Source organism: Herbiconiux ginsengi, assembly GCF_900107435.1.
Taxonomy (GTDB): domain Bacteria; phylum Actinomycetota; class Actinomycetes; order Actinomycetales; family Microbacteriaceae; genus Herbiconiux; species Herbiconiux ginsengi.
Genome location: NZ_FNPZ01000001.1, coordinates 976549 through 997337 on the forward strand (window position 1 = coordinate 976549; position 20789 = coordinate 997337).

At 70.2% G+C, this 20789-nt stretch carries 19 protein-coding genes; 12 read left to right on the forward strand and 7 right to left on the reverse strand.

Annotated elements, in window-relative coordinates:
- Position 1 precedes the first annotated feature (1 nt).
- Positions 2-1165 (forward strand): diacylglycerol/lipid kinase family protein, encoded by a 1164-nt coding sequence (locus tag BLW00_RS04725; protein ID WP_245741265.1) that lies wholly within the window; start codon positions 2-4, stop codon positions 1163-1165.
- A gap of 216 nt (positions 1166-1381) precedes the next feature.
- On the opposite strand, the gene BLW00_RS04730 is transcribed toward BLW00_RS04725, so the two are convergent.
- The gene (locus BLW00_RS04730; RefSeq protein ID WP_092549878.1) at positions 1382-2125 is read right to left on the reverse strand and encodes a LysR substrate-binding domain-containing protein; all 744 of its coding nucleotides are present in this window, start codon (positions 2123-2125) and stop codon (positions 1382-1384) included.
- Between the two features lie 76 nt (positions 2126-2201).
- Here BLW00_RS04730 and BLW00_RS04735 point away from each other — a divergent pair, with 76 nt between their 5' ends.
- Both BLW00_RS04735 and BLW00_RS04740 read left to right on the forward strand, forming a co-directional pair.
- Positions 2202-2609, forward strand: coding sequence for a DUF5997 family protein (locus BLW00_RS04735; protein ID WP_092551978.1), 408 nt, complete (start codon positions 2202-2204; stop codon positions 2607-2609).
- 92 nt (positions 2610-2701) lie between these two features.
- Entirely contained in the window at positions 2702-4132 is a 1431-nt protein-coding gene (locus tag BLW00_RS04740; RefSeq protein WP_092549881.1) for a maltokinase N-terminal cap-like domain-containing protein, read from the forward strand.
- Positions 4133-4244: 112 nt separating this feature from the next.
- Here BLW00_RS04740 and pheA read toward each other — a convergent pair whose 3' ends face one another.
- Positions 4245-5177, reverse strand: coding sequence for a prephenate dehydratase (gene pheA, locus BLW00_RS04745; protein WP_175494139.1), 933 nt, complete (start codon positions 5175-5177; stop codon positions 4245-4247).
- 61 nt (positions 5178-5238) lie between these two features.
- Here pheA and pgm point away from each other — a divergent pair, with 61 nt between their 5' ends.
- From pgm to BLW00_RS04760, 3 genes are read left to right on the forward strand one after another with little or no spacing between them, the layout of a single operon-like run.
- Positions 5239-6867, forward strand: coding sequence for a phosphoglucomutase (alpha-D-glucose-1,6-bisphosphate-dependent) (gene pgm / locus BLW00_RS04750; protein WP_092549887.1), 1629 nt, complete (start codon positions 5239-5241; stop codon positions 6865-6867).
- 50 nt (positions 6868-6917) lie between these two features.
- Positions 6918-7514, forward strand: a complete 597-nt coding sequence (locus tag BLW00_RS04755) for a hypothetical protein (RefSeq protein ID WP_092549890.1) — start codon at positions 6918-6920, stop codon at positions 7512-7514.
- Positions 7511-10090, forward strand: coding sequence for a LuxR C-terminal-related transcriptional regulator (locus BLW00_RS04760; protein ID WP_092549893.1), 2580 nt, complete (start codon positions 7511-7513; stop codon positions 10088-10090). Before BLW00_RS04755 ends, BLW00_RS04760 begins: the two co-directional genes overlap by 4 nt.
- Here the strand turns inward: BLW00_RS04760 and BLW00_RS04765 are convergent.
- Both BLW00_RS04765 and BLW00_RS04770 read right to left on the reverse strand, forming a co-directional pair.
- Positions 10087-10632, reverse strand: a complete 546-nt coding sequence (locus BLW00_RS04765) for an NADPH-dependent FMN reductase (RefSeq protein WP_092549896.1) — start codon at positions 10630-10632, stop codon at positions 10087-10089. The two genes, BLW00_RS04760 and BLW00_RS04765, sit on opposite strands and share 4 nt — an antisense overlap.
- On the reverse strand, positions 10632-11429 hold the full coding sequence (locus BLW00_RS04770; RefSeq protein WP_217634293.1) for an IclR family transcriptional regulator domain-containing protein: 798 nt from the start codon (positions 11427-11429) through the stop codon (positions 10632-10634). Before BLW00_RS04770 ends, BLW00_RS04765 begins: the two co-directional genes overlap by 1 nt.
- A gap of 164 nt (positions 11430-11593) precedes the next feature.
- Between BLW00_RS04770 and BLW00_RS04775 the strand changes: the two genes are divergently transcribed.
- Genes BLW00_RS04775 through BLW00_RS04795 form a run of 5 tightly spaced genes read left to right on the forward strand, consistent with a single transcriptional unit; the run spans position 11594 to position 16340 of the window.
- Positions 11594-12790, forward strand: a complete 1197-nt coding sequence (locus BLW00_RS04775) for a CaiB/BaiF CoA transferase family protein (protein ID WP_245741266.1) — start codon at positions 11594-11596, stop codon at positions 12788-12790.
- Complete coding sequence (locus BLW00_RS04780; protein ID WP_092549902.1) at positions 12783-13559, forward strand: citryl-CoA lyase; 777 nt, start codon at positions 12783-12785, stop codon at positions 13557-13559. Before BLW00_RS04775 ends, BLW00_RS04780 begins: the two co-directional genes overlap by 8 nt.
- Before the next feature lie 39 nt (positions 13560-13598).
- Positions 13599-14477 carry a DODA-type extradiol aromatic ring-opening family dioxygenase gene (locus BLW00_RS04785; protein WP_092549905.1) on the forward strand — a complete coding sequence of 293 codons (879 nt, stop codon included), beginning with the start codon at positions 13599-13601 and terminating at the stop codon, positions 14475-14477.
- Entirely contained in the window at positions 14474-14848 is a 375-nt protein-coding gene (locus tag BLW00_RS04790) for a hypothetical protein (protein WP_092549908.1), read from the forward strand. The genes BLW00_RS04785 and BLW00_RS04790 overlap by 4 nt, the downstream gene beginning before the upstream one ends.
- A 40-nt stretch (positions 14849-14888) precedes the next feature.
- Entirely contained in the window at positions 14889-16340 is a 1452-nt protein-coding gene (locus BLW00_RS04795; RefSeq protein WP_092549911.1) for an amidohydrolase family protein, read from the forward strand.
- Positions 16341-16342: 2 nt separating this feature from the next.
- Here BLW00_RS04795 and BLW00_RS04800 read toward each other — a convergent pair whose 3' ends face one another.
- Both BLW00_RS04800 and BLW00_RS04805 read right to left on the reverse strand, forming a co-directional pair.
- Positions 16343-18118 carry a RecQ family ATP-dependent DNA helicase gene (locus BLW00_RS04800; RefSeq protein WP_092549914.1) on the reverse strand — a complete coding sequence of 592 codons (1776 nt, stop codon included), beginning with the start codon at positions 18116-18118 and terminating at the stop codon, positions 16343-16345.
- 241 nt (positions 18119-18359) lie between these two features.
- On the reverse strand, positions 18360-18935 hold the full coding sequence (locus tag BLW00_RS04805) for a TetR/AcrR family transcriptional regulator (protein WP_092549917.1): 576 nt from the start codon (positions 18933-18935) through the stop codon (positions 18360-18362).
- Positions 18936-18989: 54 nt separating this feature from the next.
- Between BLW00_RS04805 and BLW00_RS04810 the strand changes: the two genes are divergently transcribed.
- A complete protein-coding gene (locus BLW00_RS04810; RefSeq protein WP_092549920.1) occupies positions 18990-19859 on the forward strand; it encodes an alpha/beta fold hydrolase in 870 nt (289 codons plus the stop codon).
- Here the strand turns inward: BLW00_RS04810 and BLW00_RS04815 are convergent.
- On the reverse strand, positions 19856-20764 hold the full coding sequence (locus BLW00_RS04815; RefSeq protein ID WP_092549924.1) for an amidase domain-containing protein: 909 nt from the start codon (positions 20762-20764) through the stop codon (positions 19856-19858). The genes BLW00_RS04810 and BLW00_RS04815 overlap by 4 nt on opposite strands.
- Positions 20765-20789 lie beyond the last annotated feature (25 nt).

The following is a 20789-nucleotide window of genomic DNA, read 5'->3' on the forward strand; positions in this document are numbered from 1 at the left end:
GATGACCCAAGATGAGGCCGCGCGCAGCACGGCCCCCGAGGCAGCCAGTACATCCCAGGGTGACGGCGAGGCCGCGAAGCGACCTCACCGGAACATGTCGCGCGGCGCCGGGCAAGGACCGGCGACGCCCGAGGAGGCCGCGCGCAGCACGGCCCCCGAGGCAGCTAACACAGCCGCAGCGCCCGCCCCAAGAGCCGCCGTAGTCGTCAACCCCGTCAAAGTCGACGCCTCCCGCCTGCGCCCGGTCGTGGCCGCGGCCGAGAAGGCCGCCGGCTGGGCCGAGACGCTCTGGTTCGAGACCACGCTCGACGACGCCGGCGAGCGGATCGCCCGCGAAGCAGTCGCCCGGGGCGCGGCAGTGGTGGTGGCGGCGGGTGGTGACGGCACCGTGCGCGCGGTGGCCGAGGGCCTGCGCGACACCGGGGTGCCGATCGGTCTTCTGCCCGTGGGCACCGGCAACCTCCTGGCCCGCAACCTCGACCTGACCCTCACCAACGTCGAGCAGGCGGTGACGGCCGTGTTCACCGGGCACGACCGTCGCATCGATGTCGGCGTGATCGACGTGACGCGCGAAGACGACTCGGTGGAGGAGAAGGTCTTCCTCGTGATGGCGGGGCTCGGTATCGACGCGAAGATGATCGCCAAGACGAACAAGAAGCTGAAGAAGGCCGTGGGATGGCTGGCCTACGTCGACGGCATCGGCCGCGCCATCCCGGAGCTGAAGCCGGTGAAGCTGCGATTCCGGCTCGATGGCTCGTCGTGGAAGACCACGAGTGTGCACACCGTGATCGTGGGCAATTGCGGACTGCTGCCGGGCGGCCTGCTGCTCATCCCCGACGCGAGACCCGACGACGGTGTGCTCGACATCGTCGCGCTGCGGCCGGAGGGGCCGTTCGGCTGGCTGCGGGTGTGGAACAAGATCGCATTCGAGAACGGGGTGCTGCGCAAGTCGGCCGTGGGGCGCAAGGTCATCGACCTCAACAACGACGTGCGCTCGGTCTCCTACTCCACGGGCCGCGACTTCGAACTGACCCTCGACGGCGTGGAGGAGATCCAGCTCGACGGCGACGAGTGGGGCATGGCGCGCGCCGTGCACACCTGGGTCGACCCGGGCGCCCTGCTCGTGCGCGTTCCCGCCGACTCGAAGGCCGTCACCGCCGCCTGATGCGGCGCGCTCCTCCGTTTCGGGAGGAGCAGAGCACGACCGGGGCCGAATTCGGGGGAGGTTGCGCTCTGCTCCTCCCGAAATCGCGCCGCCCGCCCACTCCTCCGCCCGACGCGCGCCGCCCGCCGTCATTTCGGGCGAACGTGCGTCGAGTTGGGCCCGCATACGGGTGCTGTGCCACTCAGATTCGCCCGAAACGCGCCCGCGGCCGGATGGTCAGCGCGGGCGACGCGGGCGGGTGGCCTTGCGCGGAGGCTTGGCCTTCGACTTGCCTTTGGGCTGGGCCTTGGCCGCCGCCGCGCGGGCCTCGGCTGCGCGCGCCTTCGCCTTGTCGGTGGCCTTCGGCTTGCGCCCCGACGCGGCGATCGCGGCCCGCTCCGCGTCGTCTGCGGCGCGGGAGCTGTTCGCCGTGCGACCGCGCACCACTCCGATGAACTCGTCGACGAGCGGCGTCTGCCGCTCGCTGAGCCAGACCAGGGCGATCTCCGTCTCGGGCAGCCCGGTCACCGTCCGCGCCTCGACGTCTTTGCGCCCATAGAGCCGGGCGACCGACTTCGGGAGCACGAGAACACCGACGCCCGCCGCGACCAGCTCGACCGCATCGGGGCCGCCGGTGGGCCCCACGGCGACCTCGAGCATCCGTTCGCCTGCCAAGTCCGCGACGTCGATCTCGTCGACCGCGGTGACCACGTGGTCCTTCGGCACCACGACCACCGGCAGCTCGGAGTAGAGGGTGATGGCACCCACGTCGGTGCGGTCGACGGGCAGACGCAGCAGCGCGACATCCGCTTCGTCGTCGCGCAGCACGGAGAGCGGATCAGCGCCGGTCACGAGCGATTCGATCGGCACGGCCTCGATCGGCACGCGTTCACTCGGGCGCACCGACTCCTGGCGCTCCTGCCAGGTGCGGAACCATTTGGTGGGAGTGACGCCGGGCACGAAAGCGACGCGGAACGGCATCCGGTCCCCTTCCGTTCGGCCTGCTGCAGCGCCGCAACGCGAGACCGCTGCAGCCCGCCCAGGATACGCTGTGCTGATGAGCCCCGAGAAGACACCGCAGACCATGAAGCCGGCGACGGCCGCGAAGAAGCTCGGGATCCTGCTGACCGCCGCGCCCGCCGAGTTCCAGGAGGGCACCGTGACACGTGCCGAACTGAACACGCTGCTCGAGTCGCCGCCGGAGTGGCTGGTGCAGCTGCGGTTGAACGGCCCGCACCCGCGCGAGGTGATGGCCCGCAAGCTCGGGGTCTCGATCTCGGGTCTCGCCCGGGCCGGAGTGACGGATGCGCTCACCACGGCGGAGATCCAGGCCCTGCTGCAGGCACCGCCGGAGTGGCTGGTGGCCGAGCGGGCCACCCAGGCCGAGGTGCGTGCGGAGAATCGCCGCGTGAAAGACGTCAAGCTCGGAAAAGCGGCCGCAGCGGCCGAGCGCGACGCGGAATAGCGGCGATCCGGGCAGCCGGCCCGATCGATTCGGAGCGGACGCCCAGCACGATCGCTCTGGCGGGTCCTCCCCACCCGGCGTAGTGTCCGAGCATGAGCGTCTCTGCGGTGAGAATTCCCCCTTCCCGGGAAGTGCGACCGGCGCTTGCGGACTGGATTCAGCACCAACGCTGGTTCGCATCCTCGTCCAAGCATCCCGTCCTGTCCCGCGTCGGCATGTGGTCGCTCGTCGACCACCGGCATCAAGTCGGCCTCGAAACCCACCTGATCCTCGATGAATCGGCGGCCACGCCGGTGCTCTACCAGGTGCCCCTCTCCTTCCGTTCCTCCACCCTGCTCGGCGGCGACCGGGCCCTGATCGAACGCGCGTCGATCGACGGCAAGCCGGTGTTCATCTACGACGGACCCCACGACCCGGCCTACACGCGTGCGCTGCTCGGGCTGATGCTCGATGACGAGGCCGAACGCAGCGACGCCTTCCACGACGCCTCCGCGGAAGGCCATCACGCGCTGACGAGTTCCGACATCCGGGTCACCGACTCGCATGTGCTGCGTGGCGAACAGTCGAACACGTCGATCATCTACGACCTCGTGCATCCGAACGGCAAGCCGGCGCAACCCGTGATCTGCAAGGTGTTCCGGGCGCTCAGCAACGGACCGAATCCGGATGTCGTGGTGCAGTCGGCGTTGTCCGACGCCGGGTCGCGGCTCATCCCGCGCGCCGTCGGCAACGTCACGGGCACCTGGCGCGACCCGCGCGAGGCGAGTGGGCGGGCCAGCGGGCACCTCGCGTTCGCGCAGGAGTTCATCCCCGAGGTGGAGGATGCGTGGCGGGTCGCTCTGCGCTCCGCCGACGCGGGTGAGTCGTTCGCGGCGCCTGCCCGAGCACTCGGCGAGGCGACCGCCCAGGTGCACGCGGAGTTGGCGCGCCTGTTCCCGGTGCACGGCACGACCGCCGCCGAGAAGGCCGCCATCATGGCGAGCATGCGCGAGCGGGCCGCCCAGGCCGTGGCCGAGGTGCCGTCGCTGGCCGCCGAGAGCGAGGCCGTCGAGCAGGTGTTCCGCCTGGCGGAGGAGACCCCGTGGCCCGACTGCCAGCGCATCCACGGCGACTACCACCTGGGTCAGGTGCTCGCGGTTCCGGGGCGCGGGTGGGTGCTGCTCGACTTCGAGGGCGAACCCATGCGTCCGCTGCTGGAACGGAGCGAACCGGATGTCACCCTCCGCGATGTGGCCGGCATGCTCCGCTCCTTCGACTACGTGGCGGGAACCTACGCGCAGTCGCCGCACGCAGCGGCCGTGAGCGAGTGGGCGCACGTCGCCCGCGACGCATTCCTCGACGGGTATATAGCGCGATCGGGTCTGGATCTGCGCGCCCAACGCGCGCTGCTCGACGCCTTCGAACTCGACAAAGCGCTCTACGAGGTCAGTTACGAGGCACGCAACCGCCCCGACTGGGTCTCGATCCCCGCGAACGCGATCCGCTACCTCGCGCGCCGTGATCGCTCCCGAGTCGACGCCTGACCCCCGCGCCACCCCACCCCCACCCTCCTCCTCGCGACCCGCCAAAATCCGCCCCGAAATGGGCCGGAAAGGGGCGAAATTTGGCGGGTCGCGAGGAGGTGGGTGGGGGAGGTCAGGACTCGGGCTCGCCTGAGACGAGGGCGCGGAGCCAGTCGCGCGCCTCCACGAACACACCGTTGTCGTAGCGCGGCACGTACTCCACCGGCGCGCGGTCGGCGCGGGGGTACGAGCCGAGGAAGATGATGTTCGGGCTGAACCGGCGCACGCCGAGCAGGGCATCCGCCACGCGCTCGTCGGTGATGTGCCCGTCGGCGTCGATCACGAAGCGGTAGCGGCCGAGGGCGTCGCCGATGGGCCGCGACTGCAGCAGCGAGAGGTTCACGCCGCGGGTCGAGAACTGCTCGAGCAGTTCGAGCAGCGCACCCGAGCGGTCGTCGGGCAGCTCGGCGATGATGCTCGTCTTGTCGGCGCCGGTCGCGGGCGGCAGAACCGTGTTGCGCGACACCAGCACGAATCGGGTGACGGCGTTCGCGTTGTCGGAGATGTTCTCGGCGAGCACCTCGAGCGCGTGGTGCTGCACGATCTGCGGGGGCGCCACCGCGGCATCCGCCAGGTCGTTCTCGAACAGCGACAGCGCGGCGGCCACGTTCGAGGTCGACGGGATGTGCCCGTGGGCGGGCAGGTTCACATCCAGCCACTTGCGGGTCTGCGCGTAGGCCACCGGATGCGCGTTCACGACCCGCACGTCGTCGAGCGTCGTGCCCGGCCGCGCCACCAGCACGAACTGCACCTTCACGAGGTATTCGCCCACGATGCGGAGCCCAGGGATGTTGGCGAGCGCATCCTGCGTGGCCGACACCCCGCCCTCGATCGAGTTCTCGATGGCGATCATCGCCGCGACGCTGCGGCCCGACACCACGTCGTCGAGCGCCTCGCCGACGTTGTTGACCGAGTGCCACTCCTTGCCCTGCGCCTCCGGCACCTGGGCGAGCGCCGCCTCGGTGAACGTTCCCGATGGGCCGAGGTAGCTGTACGTCTCCGACATGTCTCCTAGGCTAGCGATCCCGTTCACCCGCGAGCGCCCGCGCGGTGCCAGACTTGGGGGCATGCATGAGCGTGCAGGCACAGTTGCCCTCCCCGAAGACCTGATCGACGTCGACGCCCTGGTGCGGGCCTATTACGAACTGCACCCCGATGTGAACGACCCCGAGCAGAAGGTGATCTTCGGCACGAGCGGCCACCGCGGCTCGAGCTTCAACACGGCCTTCAACGAGGACCACATCGCCGCCATCACCCAGGCGATCGTGGAGTACCGGGCCGGTCAGGGCATCACCGGCCCCCTCTTCATCGGGCGCGACACGCACGGGCTCTCGAAGCCCGCCGAAGACACGGCGCTCGAGGTGCTCGCCGCGAACGGCGTGACGGTGTGGACGGATTTGCGCGACAGCTGGACGCCGACGCCCGCCGTCTCGCACGCGATCCTGGCCTACAACAAGGCCGGTCACGACGACCAGGCCGACGGCATCGTGGTGACCCCCTCGCACAACCCGCCCGCCGACGGCGGCTTCAAGTACAACCCGCCGCACGGCGGACCGGCCGACTCGGATGCGACCGGCTGGATCGCGAACCGCGCCAACGAGCTGATCGCGGGCGGGCTCGTCGATGTGAAGCGCGTCGCCCGGGGCGCCGGCGCGCCATCCGGAACCTACGACTTCCGCGAGCACTACGTCGCCGATCTCGAGAACGTGATCGACATGGACGCGATCGCGAAGTCGAAGATCCACATCGGCGCCGACCCGCTCGGCGGGGCGAGCGTGGAGTACTGGGACCTCATCCGCGACCGCTACGGCCTCAACCTCGAGGTCGTGAACGAGACCGTCGACCCGCAGTGGGCGTTCATGACGTTGGACTGGGACGGCAAGATCCGCATGGACTGCTCGAGCCCCTACGCCATGGCCTCGCTCGTGAAGCGCCGCCACGACTACGACATCGCCACCGGCAACGACGCGGATGCCGACCGCCACGGGGTGGTCACCCCCGACGCCGGCATCATGAATCCCAACCACTACCTCGCCGTGGCCATCCAGTACCTCTATTCCCGTCGCGAGGGCTGGTCGCCGGATGCCGCGATCGGCAAGACCCTGGTGTCGTCGTCGATGATCGACCGCGTCGCGTCGTCGCTCGGCCGCACCCTGTGGGAGGTGCCGGTGGGCTTCAAGTGGTTCGTGCCGGGCCTCATCGACGGCTCGGTCGCGTTCGGGGGTGAGGAGTCGGCAGGTGCCTCGTTCCTGCGCTTCGACGGCACGGTCTGGACCACCGACAAAGACGGCATCCTGCTCGCACTGCTGGCGTCGGAGATCCTCGCGGTGACGGGCAAGACGCCGTCGCAGCACTACGCGGAGCTCACCGAGGAGTACGGCGCGCCCGTGTACGAACGCGTCGACGCCCCGGCTTCGAAAGCCCAGAAGGCCGAGCTCGCGAAGCTCGACGGCGAGGCGATCACGGCGACCGAGCTGGCCGGGGACCCGATCGTCGCGAAGCTCTCGCACGCGCCCGGCAACGGCGCGGCGGTGGGCGGCGTGAAGGTCGTGACGGAGCGCGCCTGGTTCGCCGCGCGGCCCTCCGGCACCGAAGACGTGTACAAGATCTACGCCGAGAGCTTCGTCGACGAGGAGCACCTGCGCCGCGTTCAGGCCGAGGCCAAGTCGATCGTCGACGCGGCCCTGGGGGTCTGAGTCCGGCCCTCCACCAGTCGCCCGGCCGGGCGATTTGGTAGCGTCACACCATGGGGGCGGGGCGAGGAGGACGGCGCGCGGCCGGTCTGTCGACCGCCGCGCTGCTGCAGTGCGCCGCGATCGCGGCCGCGTCGGCGATCCTGATGGTCGCGCTGGCCCCCGTGCTGTTCGCCACGGCACTCGCATCACCGGTGCTCTACTCCCTGGTCGGTTCGTTCCACATCCTGGGCCCGCTGATCGCCGGCCGCTGGCTTCGTCGGCCGGGCGTCATCCTGGTGACGGCATTCGTCGCCTCGGTGCTCGCCACACCGTTCACGGCGCTCGGGCTCCTCGTGATACCGGCACTGTGCATCCCGGCCGCGACCGTGGAGATCGTGCTCGGCCTCGGCCGTTTCTGGCGAACCGGTAGCCGGCTGGTCTGGTTCGGCGGCGCGGCAGCGGGTGGTGTCGCGATCTTCGCGATCTCGCTGGCGGTGATCGACCCGCGGGTGCTGAGCGGCGCGGTCGTCGCGCTCACTCTCGCCGGACGAGTGCTGGCCTACCTCGCACTCGGCGCCGTGGCCGTGCTGGCGGAGCGGGCCCTCGCACGAGCCGGCGTTTCGCGGCTCCGACCGAGCCGACGCAACGAGACGGACGAGGCGGGATGAGCAGCGCCCACCGCATCGCCGGCGCGCCGCGCATCCCGGCCGCTGCGGTGGTGCGACCCCGCCTTCTCGCGATGCTGGACACCGACGCGGCATTGCATGTCGTGCGTGGGCCTGCGGGCTCGGGCAAGACCGTGCTGCTCGCGCAATGGGCGCAGAGCGCGGACGTGCGCGGCGCGTGGGTCACGATCGATCGCCCCCGAACAACGGCGTCGGCGCTCGTGCGTGCGATCGTGCGGGCCTTGTCGGCGGTGGGGTTGCCCGCAGCCGTGGTGTCGTCGATGGAGGCGGCGCTCGACGTGCGCGGCGCGGCCTGGGAACTGCTCACCGACATCGTGAATCAGGTGGGCGACCTCCGGATCGTGATCGACGACGCCGATCAGCTCGACGACGAGACGCTGACCGAGCTGCTGGACTTCGTGCGCCGCACCCCGGCGGTGCGGGTGGCGGCAGCGGTTCGGCGCTCCAGCCCGCTCACCGAGCCGGGAGCCGCGCTGGCCGTCGACACCACATCGGTGCCGCCCACCGCGCTCGCCTTCACGGCCGAGGAGACCGCGACCCTGGTGGCCAGGACCGATTCGGCGCATGACCCGGCGCTGCTGGCGGAACTCACCGGCGGGCTCGCCATCGCGGTGCGCGCGATGGCGGTCAGCGGCGAGCCGGTCACGGCCGAGAGCGCGAACGTGGGGCCCGCCCTGGCCGCTATCGAGTCGTACTACTCGCTGCGCGCCCGCGCGCTCGACGAGCACAGCGCGCAGCTGCGCCGCTTTCTGCTCACGACGTCGGTGGCCGACGTGCTCACCGCCGAGCTCGCCTCCGACCTCTCCGGCGATCCTCGGGGCGCCGAACTGCTCGACCTCGTCGAAGCCGATGGCTTCGGCATGTGGACCGGATACGACTCGTCTCGCGTCTTCACCTACACGACCCTCGTGCGCGAACTCCTGCAACGCGATCTGCGTCGCACGTTCCCGGGCGAGGTCGATGGGTTGCTGAGGCGCGTCGCCCGCTGGTCGATCGAGCACGAGCGGCCGTTCTCGGCCCTGTCGATCGCGGTGGGAATCAACGACCTGAGCCTCGCGAGCGACGCCGTGCGGCACGGTTGGCTGCAGCTGCTCGCCAGCCATGGCGCGCAGACACGCGAATTGTTTGCGGGCACCTCGTTGCTGGCACTGCGTCGATACCCCCTGATCACCATGCTGCTCGCCGTGTACTTCAACGCCTCGGGCCTGCACCGTGCCCGAGCCGTTCAGCTCTTCGGCCTGGCGATCATCTCCACCCGGGCGCAACGGGGTGGCGCGAGCGCCCCGGAACGGGCGCTGCTGCGCACCATGGAGAGTGCGTCGTTGCGGGTCATCGGCCGCTTCAGCGGCGCCGATGAAGCAGCGCTCGACGCCTTCGACATCCTCCAGCACCTCTCGCCCGCCGACCACGACGACCTCGACCGTCTCGAACCCGCGCTGTGGGCGCACGTCGGCACCACGTTCCTCTACACCGGGCGCCCCGACGAGGCGATCACCTGTTTCCGCGCCGGAATCGCCGTCGGCGACGCGCTGCAACGGCCCTCGGCGCTCACCTGCCTGGCGCTCCTGGCCGGTACCCTCGCGTTGCACGGCGACATCCGCGCCGCACAGGCACTGTGTCGTGAAGCCGACGCCCGGGTCTGGCCGCCACGCTGGAAGGACGGCTACGCGGGGAGTCTGTTCCGGTTGGCCGAAGCGCTGATCGCGCTCGAACACGGCGACACCGACACCGCGGAGCAACGCATCCGGGGCCTCGATCCCCATCGGGAGACCATCGAGCACTGGCCCCTGATCGATCACGTCGACGCGATGATCTCCCTGCTGCGCGGCCAGCCGGATGTCGCACTCACCCGGATCGACGAGAGCATCCGCACCCACCGCAAGCGATCGGCGACCAGCCCGCAGACACTGCAGCGCCTGGGCACGACGCGCGCCCTGCTGCAGCTGGCCGGCGGCGACTCCGACGCGGCGACCCGCACCTTGGCTGGAGCGGGGAAGCAGTCAGGGGGCACGATCGTCGGTCAGGCACGCGTCACGCTCGGCCGAGGCGATCGGATCGGTGCGCTCCGGCTGACACTCCTGGCCCGGCAGCGGACGCTGTCGATCCGTCAGACGGCCGAGACCGACGTGATCCGGCTGGCCGCGTTGCTGGGGGAGGGCCGCGACGCCGAGGTGCAGGACGTCGGTGCAGCGACGCTCGCCTTCCTCACCGACCACGACATCGCTTTTCCGCTGACGCTGATCCCGCCCGCCGATCTCCTGGCGATCCAGGAGTTCGCCGCGCGACTCGGCCGCGAGGAGCTGGTGCCCATCGTCACCCGCCCAGGCCTGCGCTCGGTCGTTCCCGACCAGTTGCCGATCCCCGCCCTCAGCGAGCGCGAGCACGTGGTGCTGCGCGAGTTGGTGCGCCACGGATCGGTGGCCGACATCGCAGCCGCCCTCTCGGTCTCCCCCAACACGGTGAAGTCGCAGCTGCGCAGCATCTACCGCAAGCTCGGCGTCACGAACCGCGACGATGCGATCACGATCGCCACGACGCGCGACCTCGACCCGCGTTAGACCTTCCGTGCCGCCAGTTCCTCGAGCTGGGCGGTGAGGGCGCGCTCGTGACGGTCGGTGGGGGTGAAGACGCCGTCGGCGACGTGTTCGGCCACCCAGGCGATCTCCACGTTCGAGTGCACGCCGCGGAGGCCCAGGTTGGCGAGCACCGGCTGCAGCGCCACCACGGCGCGGGTGCCGCCCGAGAGGCCGCCGTAGCTCACCAGCCCGATCGGCTTCTCGTCCCACTCGTGCACGAGGTAGTCGAGCGCGTTCTTCACCGGCGCCGAGAAGCTGTGGTTGTACTCCGGCATCACGAACACGAAGGCGTCGGCCGCGTCGACCTGCGCGCTCCAGCGGCGCGTGTGCGCGTTGAGATAGTCGCGGAGTCGCGGATGCGCCGGCTCGTCGAGAAAGGGCAGCTTCAGCTCGGCGAGGTCGGCCACATCCACCTCGAACGCGCCGTCGTCGTGCGACCGGGCCCGGGAGACCACCCACGAGCCCACCGCGCCGCCGACGCGACCGGGCCGGGTGCTCGCGATCACGATCAGCAACCGGGTCATCAGCTCACCTCCGCGAGCGGGCGGCTCTCCCAGCGCGCCCAGTCGGCGCTGATGGCGCTCGCCGCGGTCAGCAGCCGGGGAAGATGCGACCCCACGAGGGTCTCCACACTCGTCTCGAGGGCGTGCGCGTTCACGTTGACGGCGGCGACCACACGGCCCGATCCGTCGCGCACCGGAGCCGCGACCGAACGGATGGCGGGCGCCAGCTGCTGATCGGTGAGCGCCCAGCCCGCCGCCCGCACCTCCCGCAACGACGCCTCGAGTTCCTCGGCCGAGGGCTGCCACGCGGGAACGACCGACGACCGCGAAGGGATGGCCAGCACGCGGGAGAGCTCGGCCGGATCGAGCGACGCGAGCAGCACCTTGCCGAGCGAGGTGGCCGCGGCGGGGAATCGGGTGCCGATGGTGACCGAGAGCGTCACGAGCTTCGGCACGGCCACACGGGCCACGTACACGACATCCGACCCGTCGAGCTGGGCCAGTGAGCACGATTCCTGCACCGCTTCGCTCAAGGCGGCGAGGTGCGGGCGGGCGATCTCCCAGATGCTGCTCGACGACACGTATGCCATGCCGAGGTCGAGCACCCGCGCCGTGAGGGCGAACGAGCCGTTCTCGGAACGCACGTACCCGAGTTCGTCGAGGGTGAGCAGGATGCGGCGCACGGTCGGGCGGGCGAGCCCGGTGGCCGCGGCGAGATCGCTGAGGCTCTGGCTCTGACCGGCCTCGCCGAAGGCACGGATGACATCGAGCCCGCGCGCGATCGCTTCGATGAATTCGGGGCCGGTTGCCTCGCGCATGATCCTCCAGCGGTCAAGCGTCCATTTTCGGACTCCCCCTTTCTTACCCTATTTCGAAGCGGGATCCCAGGCTGAGGAGCAACTCTTGACAAATCGAGGAGGCCTGGGATTCAATCAGGTATCCGCACAGCGGACACTTGACCGATTTCAACGAGGAGCCTGTCGTGAGCTTGCCCGACGCCGCCGACGCCACCACCGGCGGCCCCCTCGAGGGCCTGCTCGTCGCCGACTTCTCCCGGGTGCTGGCCGGCCCCTTCGCCACCCAGCAGCTGGCCGACCTCGGCGCCACCGTGGTGAAGGTCGAGAGCCCCGTGGGCGACGAGACCCGCGCCTGGGCGCCACCCGAGCGCGACGGCGTCTCGACCTACTACCTCGGCATCAATCGCAACAAGTACGACGTCGTGCTCGATTTCCGCGACGAGGGCGACCGGATGCTTGCCCTCGAGCTGGCCCGGCGCGCCGACATCGTGATCGAGAACTTCAAACCCGGGGGGCTCGTGAAGTTCGGCCTCGACTACGACTCCGTCGCATCCGTCAATCCCGCCGTGATCTACGCCTCGATCAGCGGATTCGGCACCGCCGGCGGAGCCGCGCTGCCCGGTTACGACCTGATCGTGCAGGCGGCGTCAGGGCTGATGAGCCTCACCGGCTCCCCCGACGGGCCGGCCTATCGCAGCGGGGTCTCCGTGTTCGACATCATGACCGGGATGCAGGCGACCATCGGCATCCTGTCCGCCCTCAACCACCGCACGAACACCGGCGAGGGTCAGCACGTCGAGGTGAACCTGCTCTCCACCGCCCTGGCGGCGATGGCCAACCACAGCTCCACCTACGTCGCCGGGGGCATCGTGCCGTTCCGGATGGGCAACGCGCATCCGAGCCTGTTCCCCTACGAGCCACTGCCGGCCAGCGACGGCGAGATCATCGTGGTGGCCGCGACCGACGCCCAGTTCGTGAAACTCGCCCAGGCGCTCGGCCGGCCCGAGCTGGCCGACGACCCCCGTTTCGCGCGCACCGAGGAGCGCAACCGCAACCGCGAAGAGTTGCGGCCGCTGCTCGTCAACGCGCTGGCGGCCCGCACCATCCAGGAGTGGTTCGACATCCTCACCGCCGCCGGCATCGCCTGCGGGCCCATCAACACCATCGACGGCGGAGTCGCCCTCGCCGAACGGCTCGGCCTCGAGCCCGTGGTGACCGTGGGCGAGGGCGAGCGGGCGGTGCCGATGATCCGCAACCCGATCCGGTTCTCCCGCACCCCGCCGCGTTACGACTCGCCGCCGCCGACGCTCGGCGAGCACGACGAGCGCATCCGCGAATGGCTCGGCCGTGCGGCCGTGCCGGAAGGAGCCACCCGTGGCTGAGTACCCCACCGGCATCGGCACCAGCACCACAGACTCGATCTCGCTGCTCGGCCACGACCTCGCGAGCGAACTGCTCGGGCAGATCAGTTTCGGCGAGCTCGCCTACTGGCTCGCGACGAAGCGCCGGCCGACCCCGGGGCAGCTGCGGGTGTTCGAGGCCGTGCTGGTCTCGCTCGCCGACCACGGCTTCACCCCCACCGCCATCGCTGCGCGGCTCACCTACTACAGCGCACCCGACTCGCTGCAGGGTGCCATCGCGGCGGGCCTGCTCGGCGGCGGGTCGCGGTTCCTCGGCGTCACCGAAGACACGGGCCAGTTCCTGCACGACGTCGTGCTCGGCCTCGGCGACACGGATGCCTGGACTCCGGCCGAGTGGGACGACGCGGCCCGCGCCGCCATCACCGAGACCCGGGCGTCGGGCGGCAAGATCCCGGGGCTCGGGCATCCGGTGCACAAGAACGGCGACCCGCGCACCCCGGTGATCATCGGCATCGCCGAGGAGGCGGGTGTGAAGGGCGCGCACCTGGAGCTGTTCGAGGCGATCGGGCGCGTGCATCCGGAGATCCTCGGCCGCACGCTTCCGCTGAACGGCGCGGGCGTCGCCGGCGCTGCGCTCGCGGATGCGGGCCTCCCCGTCGATCTGCTGCGCGGCTTCGCGCTGCTCGCCCGCACCGCCGGTCTCATCGGGCACCTCGCCGAGGAACGCGAGAACCCGATCGGCCCCACCGTCTACGCCGAGGTCGACCGCAACGCGGTCTACGAACCCTGACCCGCGGCATCCGTCACCGAAGCACTCGAAGGAGAGACCATGGCAGAACTGAGCGCGGTGCTCGCCACGACGCACCACCCCTTCTTTCTCAAGGCCACCGAGCTGACCCCGCCTGAAGAACGCATCCCGCAGGCGGCGGAGTGGAAGCGCAAGGTCGAGGCCTATCGCGAGACGCTCACGGCCGCTCAGCCCGACATCTTGGTGATGGTGGGAGCCGATCACTTTCACCAGTTCTTCCACGACAACTACCCGACGTTCCTCATCGGCAAGCAGCCGACGTACGACGCCACGTTCTACAACGAGGAGCGGGAGTTCTCGATCCCGAAGTACGTGCTCGACGGGCACGAGGAGCTCTCGGGCTTCATGCTGCAGGGGCTGCTCGATCGCGGCTTCGACTTCTCGGTGAGCCACGAGCTGAAGATCGACCACTCGATCATCTGCCCGATCATCACCACCAGGCCGGATGCCGACCTGCCGATCGTGCCGATCTACACCAACATCTTCGCGCCGCCGCTGCCGTCGCCGAAGCGGTTCTGGGATCTGGGGCGGGCCATCCGCTCGATCATCGACGAGTATCCGTCGGACAAGAAGATCGCCGCCGTGGGCAGTGGACACCTCTCGCTCGAACTCGGCGGACCTCGGCAGTTCGGCGAGACCGGGCCCGATCCGGTGTTCGACCGCAACGCGATCGAGTGGCTCGCGAACGGCGACATCGACGCGATCCTGGCGAACGTGACGCACGAGTCGATGTCGGGAGCGGGCAACGCGACACACGGGTTCATGGACCTCATCCTGATGATGGGGATCGCCGGGCCCGAGAAGGCCGCCTACGTCGACAACCTCGACCTCTTCCACACGATGGAGGCGTACTTCACGTGGTATCCGAACGGCGACCCGCGGAAGGACGGCGCGCGATGAGCAAGTACTTCGTGAACAAATTCCTCTTCCAGATCGATCGCGACCCGGAGCTGCTGGCCGCCTACAAAGACGATCCGGGGGCCCTCGTCGAGCACTGGGAGGCGAGCCTCGGGCGGCAGCTCGGCAACGGCGACCCGGTCGAGCGCACCACCTGGCTCTCGTTCGAGCCGGAGGAGCGGCGGGCCCTCGTCGAGCACGACTACGTGGCGTTGTTCGAGATGGGCGCGCATTTCTTCCTCTGCCTCACCATCTTCATCGCCATCTACGACGAGGACTACGCGGCATCGCAGGGCCCGCTGTCGTTCCAGCGCGAGTACGCCACGAAGCTCTCGCACTGGCTCGGCAACGACTACCCGACCGTCGCGCTCTGACCCCCTCACCCTCAATCCCCTTTCGGCAAAGGAGCCGCCCATGTCCACCGCTGACGCCCTTCCCACCGACGGCCGGCCCGTCGTCTTCCGCGACGCCCTCGTGCTCACCGTGAACGATCGGCACGACGTCATCCCGCACGGCGACGTGCTCGTGATCGGCAACGAGATCGCCGCCGTCGGCACCGCCCTCGCCGTGCCGGAGGGCACCTTCGAGATCGACGCGGCCGGCGGCATCCTGATGCCCGGCATGATCGACACGCATCGGCACATGTGGCAGACCGCGATGCGCGGCTACGGCGCCGACTGGACGCTCACGCAGTACTTCGTCTGGTATTACCTCGAGTACGGCCAGCACTTCCGGCCCGAAGACATCTACGCGGGCAACGCGCTCTCGGCCCTCGACGCCATCGACGCCGGCGTCACCACCACGGTCGACTGGTCGCACGGGCTGCGCACCATCGAGCACGCCGAGGCCGCTCTGCAATCGCTGCGCGACTCGGCCGGGCGCTTCGTGTTCGCGCCGGGCAACATCTTCGGGGCGCCGTGGGAGTGGGCCGCGAATCCCGACTTCCAGGCGTTCGTGAAGGCGAACAACCGGGGCGACGACATGCTGCGCTTCCAGCTCGCGTTCGACGTGACGGGCGACCCCGCGTTCCCCGAGCGCGGCGCTTTCGAGGCGGCGCGCGAACTCGGTCTCGCCGTCACGACGCACGCCGGCGTGTGGGGAGCCACGAACGACGACGGCATCCGGTTGATGCACGAGAACGGGTTCATGACGCCCGAGACGATCTACGTGCATGCGGCGACTCTCAGCGACGACTCCTACAACCGCATCGCGGCGACCGGCGGATCGGTGTCGCTCTCCACCGAGAGCGAGCAGAGCTGCGGACAGGGCTACCCGCCGTCGTGGGCGCTGCGGGAGCACGGCATCCCGATGTCGCTCTCGGTCGACACCAGCGTGTGGTTCTCGAGCGACCTGTTCACGGCGATGCGCTCGACCCTCGGCGCCGACCGCTCCTGGGAGCACCTCAAGGCGCACGAGAAGGGCGACACGGTGACCCACTCACACCTGCGCGCCGAGCACGTTGTCGACTGGGCCACGCGCGGAGGGGCACGGGCACTGGGTCTGGATGCCGTCACCGGCAGCCTCGAGGTGGGCAAAAAGGCCGATGTGGTGCTGCTGAAGAACGACGGTTCGCCCTCGATGTTCCCGATCACGAACCCCTACGGTCACGTCGCCCTCCAGGTGGGCCGCGCCGACGTGCACACTGTGATGGTCGACGGCCGCATCGCGAAGTACGACGGGTCGCTCGTGGGCCACGACCTGGCGCGCACCCGGGCCGCCGTGGAGAACACGGTCGACTACCTCCGCGCGACGATGGGCGAGGAGGTCTGGCAGTCCGGCATGAACCCCGAGATCCCGGAGACCAAGGTGCTCGACAACCCCTACATGTACACGGAGTTCCGCACCTCGGCGACCCACGAAGCCTGAGCTCAGGCGAGCAGGCCGCCCTCGGTGACCGCGTCGAGGGAGAGCACGCGGTAGCCCTTGGTCTCGAAGAAGACCGTGAGGCGGTCGGGCTCGACGCGCACGACCTCGCCGTCGCCCCAGGCGGCGTGGCGCACGCGCTGACCCTCGTGGAATCCGGATGCCGCGGCGGCGGACTCGGCGAGCGCCGAGGCGCCCGGGTGCCGCAGGTAGGCGGTGCCGCTCTCACAGGTGTCGCAATTGCCGCACGGCTCGGCCAGCTCGTCGCCGAAGTAGGCCAAGAGGAACTGGCGGCGGCAGCCGAGCGTCTCGGCGTAGGCGCGCACCATCGCGAGGCGCGACTCCTCGATCTGCAGGCGGTGGTCGGCCGCCTCGGCGACGGCACTGCGCGTCTGCTCCGGCGTGACCTCCCGGAGGAGGGCGATGCCCTCGGCCCGCTCGGCCGCCAAGCCGGCTTCGATGAGGAGGTTCACGACGGTGCCGACCGTGTGGTCGGACAGGCCCGTGGCCCGCGCGAGTTCGGGCAGGCCGTGGGGCATGCGTTCGACGCCGTCGGCGCTGCGGTCGACCGCTGTGCCCGCGCGCCCGTCGTCCGCCGCGCCACCCGCGCCCGCGCCGTCTGCCGCGCCACCCGCGCCCCCGTCGTCCACCGCGCCACCCGCGCCGTCGCGACTCGCCAGCGAGCGCACCACCGCATCCACGTGCCCTCCGTCTGGAGCTCCGCCTGCGAAGAAGCGGCGGAGCCCGAGGTCCTCCTGCCGGTAGTGCAGAGTCGCGGTCGCGGGTTCGCCGTCGCGGCCGGCACGGCCCACCTCCTGGTAGTAGGAGTCGATCGAGTCGGTGATGTCGGCGTGCACCACGAAGCGCACGTCGGGCTTGTCGATGCCCATGCCGAAGGCGGAGGTCGCCACGACCGCATCGAGCCGGTCGCTCTGGAACAGTCCGTGCACCTCACGGTGCTCGCGCGAGCCGAGCCCGCCGTGATAGGCGGCGGCTCGGAGGCCGGCCGCCTTCAGCTCGCCCGCCATCCGTCCGGTCTCGCCGCGAGTGGCGACGTAGACCAGGCCCGGCTTCGCGGCGGCCGACACCTGGGCGAGCACCGCCCGATCCTTCTCATGTGCACTCTCGTGGCGCACCACCGCGAGGTGCACGTTCGGGCGGTCGAAGCCGCGCACGAAGATCCGCGGATCGCGCATGCCCAGCCGGCGCACGATCTCCTCGCGCACCGGAGCCGACCCGGTCGCGGTGAGCGCCAGGATGCGCGGACCGCCCAGCCGCTCGATCGTGCCGCCGAGCCTCAGATAGTCGGGGCGGAAGTCGTGGCCCCAGGCCGAGACGCAGTGCGCCTCGTCGACCACCACGAGGCCGACGCCGAGCGTCGTGAGTTCGTCGATCACCTCGTCGCGCGCCAGTTGTTCGGGAGCGAGGAAGAGGAACTCGGCCTCGCCGTTCGCCACCGCCGTCCAGGCCGCGTCGTTGCGGCTCTTCGACTGGCCCGAGTTCACGGCGACCGCATCCGTCCTTCCCGTGGACTCGGCGATGTGGCGCACCTGGTCGACCTGCAGGGAGATGAGGGGCGACACCACCACGGTCGGTCCGTCGAGCAGGTGGCCGGCGAGCTGGTAGATGGCCGACTTGCCGTAGCCCGTGGCCATCACGGCGAGCACGTCGGCGCCTCCGACCACCGCTGCGACGGCCTCCTCCTGCCCGGCCCGGAGCTCGGCCCACCCGAACACCCGTCGGGCGACCTCGGCGATGTCATCGCCCCGCACCTCGGACATCGGTCCCGCCTTCCTCGCGCTGCCATCCTCGCGCGGCCGCACCCGGCCCGCAATCGCGCCCGCCGCCCGTTTCGGGAGGAGGAGCGCAACACGACGCCCGTATACGGCCTTCGTTGCACGCAGCTCCTCCCGAAATCCGAGCCGATCGCCCGGGGCACGTCGTTTCGGGCGAACGTGAGCAGCATCATCCCTCTCTGCGGCCTCGGGTGCGCTCAGATTCGCCCGAAACGACGGCGGCCGCTCAGAGGTGCGCGAGGAGCGGGAGCAGCAGCTCGAGCAGGGCGCTCTCGGTCTCGGTGGGGGTGAGCGAGCCGTCGGCACGGAGGATGCGCCAGGTCGTGGCGTCGCAGATCGCCACGATCTGCGCCACGCGGCGCCGGCGGGTGACGCCGTCGAGGGCGGGGTCGAGCGCCGCGTCGAAAGCGCGGCGGCACCAGTCGACGTGGTACTCCCGGCCCTGGGCCGCGAGTTCGGATAGGCCCGGCACGAGCGGCGCCTCGGAGTAGGTCTTCAGGATGAGGTCGCCGTAGCGCTCGTAGTGCTCCACGAGGGCCGCAACCGTCTCGGCCGGCGTGGGCGAATCGCCCGCCGCGGCCTCGCGCGCGGCGGCGATGCGCCCGAGCTCGCGCTCGACCACCGTCGTCATGAGACCGGGCTTGCCCCCGAAGCGGCGGATGACCGTCTGCACGGTGACCCCCGCGTCAGCCGCGATGTCGTCGAGCCGGATGTGCTCGTACGGCGTCGCGGCGAAGCGCGCGAGCATCGCGTCGACGATGCGCTCCCGCGTGTGCTCGGCCGAATCGGCGCGAGCGGACATCCGGTATTCTCGGGGCTCTCGTGATTTCATGTGAGTTAAGCTAACATCAAAATCATGGACACCCTGATCGAACACGCCGTACGGGTCGAAACCCGCCTCGGGCGACTGCACCTGCGCATCACCGGCACCGGCCGGCTCACCGTTCTCTGGCCCTCGATGTTCGTCGACAGCCACACCTGGAACAGGATTCTGCCCCTGCTCGCGGCCAGCAGCACCGTGCCGCGCCGGTTCGTGCTCGTCGACCCGCCCGGCCTCGGACTGAGCGACCCGTTACGGCGGCGCAGCAGCATCGCCGAGGCGACGGATGCCGCGCGAGAACTGCTCGCGCACCTCGGTGCTGCGGGAACCGCTTCCTCCCGCACAGGCACCGATACCGACCTCCGCGCCGACTGGGTCGGCAATGCCTTCGGCGGCCACGTCGGCTTCGGGCTCGCCACCGACGACTCAGGACTCATCCGCAGTCTCGTGGCCATCAGTTCGCCGGTCGAGGCGATCTCCCCGGCGCTGCGCCGGCAGATCCAGCTGCTGAAACCGCTACTGCGCCTGGCCGGGCCGATCGGCCCGGTGCGCGACGCCGTGCTGGGCGCGATGCTGACGGATGCGTCGGCCGCGACCCCGGGCATGCGGAGCACCGTGCTCGAGAGCCTGCAGCGGCCGGGCAAGGCGAGCATGAGCCTTGCGCTGCGCTCGTTCATCCTCGACCGCACGGATGTGACGGAGCAGCTCGTGCGCATCCGGGTGCCCAGCCTGTTCGTGGCCTCCGACGACCGCGGCGACTGGAGCCCCGCCGACGCCGAACGGTCGGCCGCGCTGACGCCGGGTGCCGAGGTGCTGACGATCGAGGGCGCCCGCACCCTCGTGCCCCTGGAGCAGCCTGAGGCCCTGGCCGCGAGCATCCTCGCCTTCTGGAAGGCCCAGGGCTAGGCGATCGACCAGAAGTGGGCGGTGCCGCCCGGGTTCTCGACCGTGATGGCGGTGTCGAGGTCGCGGTACTGCGCGTCGACCGTGTGACCCACGAGCTTGATGGCCACCGACCCGTCGAGGTTCGGCACCACCTGCGACACCATCATGGTGTGGTCGACGCCGTTGTCGTTCTGCGGATCCCAGTCGAACATCACCACGTCGCCCACCTTCACCTGGTCGCGCTGGGTGAGTTCGAGGCGCGTGGTGTCGGGGCGGGAGGCGTAGTAGGCATCCATCTCGTTGCCGCGGATCCAGCTGAGGCTGTAGTCGCCCGTGGTGGTGTACTCGCTGAACCAGTCGTCGCTCTGCGTCCAGCCGCGGGCGAGCATCGACTGGTTCACGAAGTTGCCGCAGTCGTTGTCGGGGAACTGGCCCCACTCGGCCATGTTGTAGTCCTTCCAGTACGTGAAGGCATAGTTCATCTGGCTGTCGACCGGGGTCTGGATCTCGTATCCGAACGCGACATCGGAGGTGACCTGCGAGCCGTCGTCGAGCGTGACGATCACCGGCACCGCGGTGACGGCGTAGTCGACGGATGCGGGCGACACGGCCGTGAGACCGGTGTCGTCGACGACCGCGAACGAGGTGGCGGGAGAGTCGCCGAACGCGACGGAGACGACATCCGTGAACCCGGCGCCGGAGACGGCGACCTCGGTTCCCCCGCCGAGCGAACCTGTGGCGGGTTCAAGTGCCGCGACCGAGACCCGCTCACCCGCCTCCGCGGAATCCCGGGAGAGCGAGACAGCGGCATCCGCCGCACCGCTCGACCCGGCGCCGGTGCAACCGGCGAGGGTCGCAGCAAGCAGGGTGACAGCAAGGGCAGCGGGCAAGGACAGGAGCTTCTTCGGGAAAGTCATCCCGGCCATGGCACCACACGAACATTTGTGCCCC

Excerpts from the sequence above, each read along its gene's own strand:
- pheA (WP_175494139.1), bottom strand. The coding sequence starts at position 5,177 with ATGTCGGAGACGTACAGCTACCTCGGCCCATCGGGAACGTTCACCGAG.
- BLW00_RS04800 (WP_092549914.1), bottom strand. The coding sequence starts at position 18,118 with ATGTCCGAGGTGCGGGGCGATGACATCGCCGAGGTCGCCCGACGGGTG.
- BLW00_RS04815 (WP_092549924.1), bottom strand. The coding sequence starts at position 20,764 with ATGGCCGGGATGACTTTCCCGAAGAAGCTCCTGTCCTTGCCCGCTGCC.
- BLW00_RS04805 (WP_092549917.1), bottom strand. The coding sequence starts at position 18,935 with ATGTCCGCTCGCGCCGATTCGGCCGAGCACACGCGGGAGCGCATCGTC.
- BLW00_RS04770 (WP_217634293.1), bottom strand. The coding sequence starts at position 11,429 with ATGCGCGAGGCAACCGGCCCCGAATTCATCGAAGCGATCGCGCGCGGG.
- pgm (WP_092549887.1), top strand. The coding sequence starts at position 5,239 with ATGCATGAGCGTGCAGGCACAGTTGCCCTCCCCGAAGACCTGATCGAC.
- BLW00_RS04810 (WP_092549920.1), top strand. The coding sequence starts at position 18,990 with ATGGACACCCTGATCGAACACGCCGTACGGGTCGAAACCCGCCTCGGG.
- BLW00_RS04730 (WP_092549878.1), bottom strand. The coding sequence starts at position 2,125 with ATGCCGTTCCGCGTCGCTTTCGTGCCCGGCGTCACTCCCACCAAATGG.
- BLW00_RS04735 (WP_092551978.1), top strand. The coding sequence starts at position 2,202 with ATGAGCCCCGAGAAGACACCGCAGACCATGAAGCCGGCGACGGCCGCG.
- BLW00_RS04785 (WP_092549905.1), top strand. The coding sequence starts at position 13,599 with ATGGCAGAACTGAGCGCGGTGCTCGCCACGACGCACCACCCCTTCTTT.
- BLW00_RS04725 (WP_245741265.1), top strand. The coding sequence starts at position 2 with ATGACCCAAGATGAGGCCGCGCGCAGCACGGCCCCCGAGGCAGCCAGT.
- BLW00_RS04765 (WP_092549896.1), bottom strand. The coding sequence starts at position 10,632 with ATGACCCGGTTGCTGATCGTGATCGCGAGCACCCGGCCCGGTCGCGTC.
- BLW00_RS04790 (WP_092549908.1), top strand. The coding sequence starts at position 14,474 with ATGAGCAAGTACTTCGTGAACAAATTCCTCTTCCAGATCGATCGCGAC.
- BLW00_RS04740 (WP_092549881.1), top strand. The coding sequence starts at position 2,702 with ATGAGCGTCTCTGCGGTGAGAATTCCCCCTTCCCGGGAAGTGCGACCG.
- BLW00_RS04755 (WP_092549890.1), top strand. The coding sequence starts at position 6,918 with ATGGGGGCGGGGCGAGGAGGACGGCGCGCGGCCGGTCTGTCGACCGCC.
- BLW00_RS04795 (WP_092549911.1), top strand. The coding sequence starts at position 14,889 with ATGTCCACCGCTGACGCCCTTCCCACCGACGGCCGGCCCGTCGTCTTC.
- BLW00_RS04760 (WP_092549893.1), top strand. The coding sequence starts at position 7,511 with ATGAGCAGCGCCCACCGCATCGCCGGCGCGCCGCGCATCCCGGCCGCT.